This is a genomic window from Ruegeria sp. BB6 (assembly GCF_056539385.1).
Window position 1 is genome coordinate 1 of record NZ_JBQFUW010000019.1, and the last position, 3,858, is coordinate 3,858.

Sequence of the window (3,858 nt, forward strand, 5' to 3'; positions counted from 1 at the left end):
ATATGGGCCCTGGTTTGAGTTGTGTTTTTAAGCGCAGGCGTTGATTGCGCGTTTTGTCATGACGCTGACGAGGTGCGCGCGGTAGTCCTTGCTGCCATGCAGGTCGCTGATCATGTTGGCGGGATTGATGCTCAGGCCGGTCAGGGCGTCGACGCGGAACTCCTTGGTCAAAGCGTCCTCGGCCTCGGACCAGCGGAACACGCCATCCTCACTGGCACCGGTGACGGCTACGCGCACACCGTCAGCGAACCGCGCCAGATAGACGCCCACCAGAGCGAACCGGGACGCAGGCTGCAGGAACTTCTGATAGCTCGCGGCCTGCGGCACCGGAAAGCGGATCGAGGTGATGATCTCGCCCTCATCCAACGCCGTGGTGAACATGCCCTGAAAGAACTCATCCGCCGCGATCTGCCGCGCATTGGTCACGATGGTCGCGCCCGACCCCAGCACAGCCGCCGGATAACAGGCCGCCGGATCGTTATTGGCCACCGACCCGCCAATGGTGCCGCGGTTGCGCACCGCCGGATCGCCGATCTGCCCGGCCAATGCCGCCAGCGCCAGATAAGACCCCGCCGCCTCGCGCGCCACCACCGCATGGGGCGTCGCGCCGCCAATGGCAACCGATCCGTCATCCTCGATACAGACCCCCTGCATCTCGGCAATCCCGCTCAGCGACACCAACGCCGACGGCGCCGCCAACCGCTGCTTCAGCGTCGGGATCAGCGTCTGACCGCCGCCCAACGCCTGCGCATCCTCGGCCCCCAGCGCGGCAACCGCATCCGCAATGGTCGAGGGCTTCTCAAACTCGAAATTATACATTCCGTCTTCCTTTCCGAAAGGCGCCGATCCGCCCTTCATCTGGCTGTAAATATCCCGGGGAGCTGCCCATTGGTGCGCCATTGGTTCGAGCACCAATGGGCGGCGGGGCTGGCCCCTCGCTCCCCAACCTCTCAGCTGTTCATCGCCGCCCAGACGCGCGACGGGCTCACCGGCATGTCGATGTGATCCACCGCCTTGCCGCCCGAGTTCATCGCATCCAGAACCGCATTCACCACTGCGGGCGGCGAGCCAATGGCACCGGCCTCCCCACAGCCCTTCACACCCAGCGGGTTATGCGTGCAGGGTGTCTGGCTGGAATGATCCACGCCATAGAAGGGCACATCATCGGCGCGCGGCATGGCGTAGTCCATGTAAGAGGCACTCAGCAGCTGGCCATTCTCGTCATAGGCGCAGTTCTCCAACAGCGCCTGACCAATGCCCTGACCGATGCCGCCATGGACCTGGCCATCCACGATCATCGGGTTGACGATGTTGCCAAAGTCATCCGCGGCGGTGAACGCCTCGATGCTGACCTTGCCGGTCTCAGGGTCCAGTTCGACCTCGCAGGCATAGGCGCCCGCGGGGAAGGTAAAGTTGGCCGGGTCGTAAAACGCGGTCTCCTCCAGCCCCGGCTCGACCTCCAGCGGGTAGTTATGGGGCACATAGGCCGTCAGGGTCACATCGCCCCAGGCCACCGACTTGTCGGTCCCCGCGACGCTGAACTGACCGTCCTTCAGCTCGATATCGGCCTCGGAGGCCTCCAGCAGGTGGGCGGCGATCTTCTTGGCCTTGTCGATCACCTTCTCGGTGGCCTTCACCATGGCCGAGCCACAAACCGCCAGCGAGCGGGACCCATAGGTGCCCATACCAAACGGGATCTTCGAGGTGTCGCCATGCACGATCTCAACCATCGACTCGTCAATGCCGATCATGTCGGCCACAACCTGCGGAAAGGCCGTCTCATGCCCCTGCCCATGGCTATGCGCACCGACCATGACGCTGATTGATCCGGTGGCATTCACCCGCACCGTCGCTGCATCATAAAGACCCGCACGCGCGCCCAGCATCCCCACGATGTTCGAGGGCGCAATGCCGCACGCCTCGATATAGCAGTTGATGCCCAGACCGCGCAGCTTGCCCTTGGCTTCGCTTTCCGCACGCCGCGCGGCAAAGCCTGCCAGATCAGCAGCGGCCTCCAGCTTGTCCATCGTCCCGTTGTAATCCCCGGTGTCATAGGTCAGCGCCACCGGCGTGTCATAGGGGAACTGGGTGATGAAGTTCTGACGCCGCAGCGCAATCGGATCGACCCCCAGCTCGCGCGCGGCCTTGTCGATCACGCGTTCCAGTTGATAGGTCGCCTCGGGGCGGCCCGCGCCGCGATAGGCATCCACCGGCACCGTGTTGGTGAACATCGCCTTCACGTTCACCTGAATGACCGGAGTTGTGTAATTGCCTGCGGCCAGCGTGCCATGCAGCCAGGTCGGAACCGAGCTGGCAAAGGTCGACAGATAAGCCCCCATATTGGCCAGCGTGTTGGTGCGCAGGCCGATAAAGTTATTGTCGGCATCCAGCGCCAGTTCGATCGTGGTCACGTGATCGCGGCCATGGGCGTCGGACATGAACGCCTCGGACCGGCTGGCCGACCATTTGACGGGCCGGTTGCAGGCTTTGGCCGCAAAGGTACAGAACGCCTCTTCCGCATAGTGGAAGATCTTGGTGCCAAAGCCGCCGCCCACATCCGGGGCCACCACGCGCACCTTGTGTTCCGGCAGACCCAGCACGAAGGCGCACATCAGCAAACGGATCACATGCGGGTTCTGCGAGGTGGTATAGAGCGTATACTCCTCGGTCCCGCGGCTGTATTCCGCCACCGCCACGCGCGGCTCCATCGGGTTGGCAACCAGACGGTTGTTCACCAGATCCAGCGTGGTCACATGGGCCGCGCCCGCAAACACCTCATCGACCTTGGCGTCGTCGGTCTCGCCCAGATGCCAGTCATAGCAGATGTTGTTCTTCAGATCGTCATGCACCAGCGTCGCGCCGTCCTGCGCTGCCGCCTTCATGTCGATCACCGCGGGCAGTTCCTCGATGTCGACGTCAATCGCCTCGGCCGCGTCGCGCGCCTGATCCAGGCTGTCGGCCACCACTGCGGCGATGGGATCGCCCACATGCCGCACCTTGCCCTGCGCCAGAATGGGATGGGCCGGTTCCTGCATGGGCGCGCCATGCTTGTCCGTCACCTCCCAGCCGCAGGGGATGCCGCCCACCCCTTCAAAATCCTTGCCGGTGAATATCCGCACCACGCCCGGCATGCCCTCGGCCGCCGAAGTGTCGATGCTGCTGATCCGGCCATGCGCGATATCCGAGCGCAGGAAATACACATAGGCCTGTCCGGCCACGTTGATGTCGTCGGTGTAGTTGCCTGCTCCGGTCAGAAAGCGCACGTCCTCGCGCCGCTTGGAACTGGCTCCGATGCCACTGTCTTTGGGCATTGCTTGATCTCCTCCCTATGAGTGCACGCCGGCACCCGCTGTCATTCCACGGGCGCAACCGCCCGCAGCGGCATCATTCCGCAGCGATGCTGCCCACGTCCTGGCCCGATGCGGCCATGATCGCCTTGACGATGTTGTGATAGCCCGTGCACCGGCACAGATTGCCTTCCAGGTAATGCCGGATCTCGGCCTCGGTCGGGCGCGGGTTCTCTTTCAACAGTGCCGCCGCACTCATCACCATCCCCGGCGTGCAGAACCCGCACTGAAGCCCATGATGATCCTGAAACGCCTGCTGAATGGTGTTCAGCGACCCATCCTCAGCCGCCTGACCCTCGATCGTGCCGACATCAGCCCCATCCGCCTCGAGCGCAAGCATGTTGCACGACTTCACAGCCTGACCATCCACATGCACAACACACGCCCCACATTGCGCCGTGTCACACCCAACATGCGTCCCAGTCATCCCCAAATGATCACGCAAAAAACCAGACAATAACGTCCGACCCTCAACCTCACCGCTCACAGCAACGCCGTTCACAGTCATCGA

Annotated in this window: 3 protein-coding genes; all 3 read right to left on the reverse strand. The window is 63.3% G+C overall.

Annotation, left to right across the window (positions count from 1 at the left end):
* Nucleotides 1–27: 27 nt before the first annotated feature.
* A complete protein-coding gene (locus ACR0B7_RS20950; protein ID WP_170571489.1) occupies nt 28–819 on the reverse strand; it encodes an FAD binding domain-containing protein in 792 nt (263 codons plus the stop codon).
* A gap of 131 nt (nt 820–950) precedes the next feature.
* Entirely contained in the window at nt 951–3,311 is a 2,361-nt protein-coding gene (locus ACR0B7_RS20955; RefSeq protein ID WP_170577072.1) for a xanthine dehydrogenase family protein molybdopterin-binding subunit, read from the reverse strand.
* Nucleotides 3,312–3,384: 73 nt separating this feature from the next.
* Nucleotides 3,385–3,858: (2Fe-2S)-binding protein (locus ACR0B7_RS20960; protein ID WP_480682378.1), on the reverse strand; the 474-nt coding region annotated here is incomplete at its 5' end.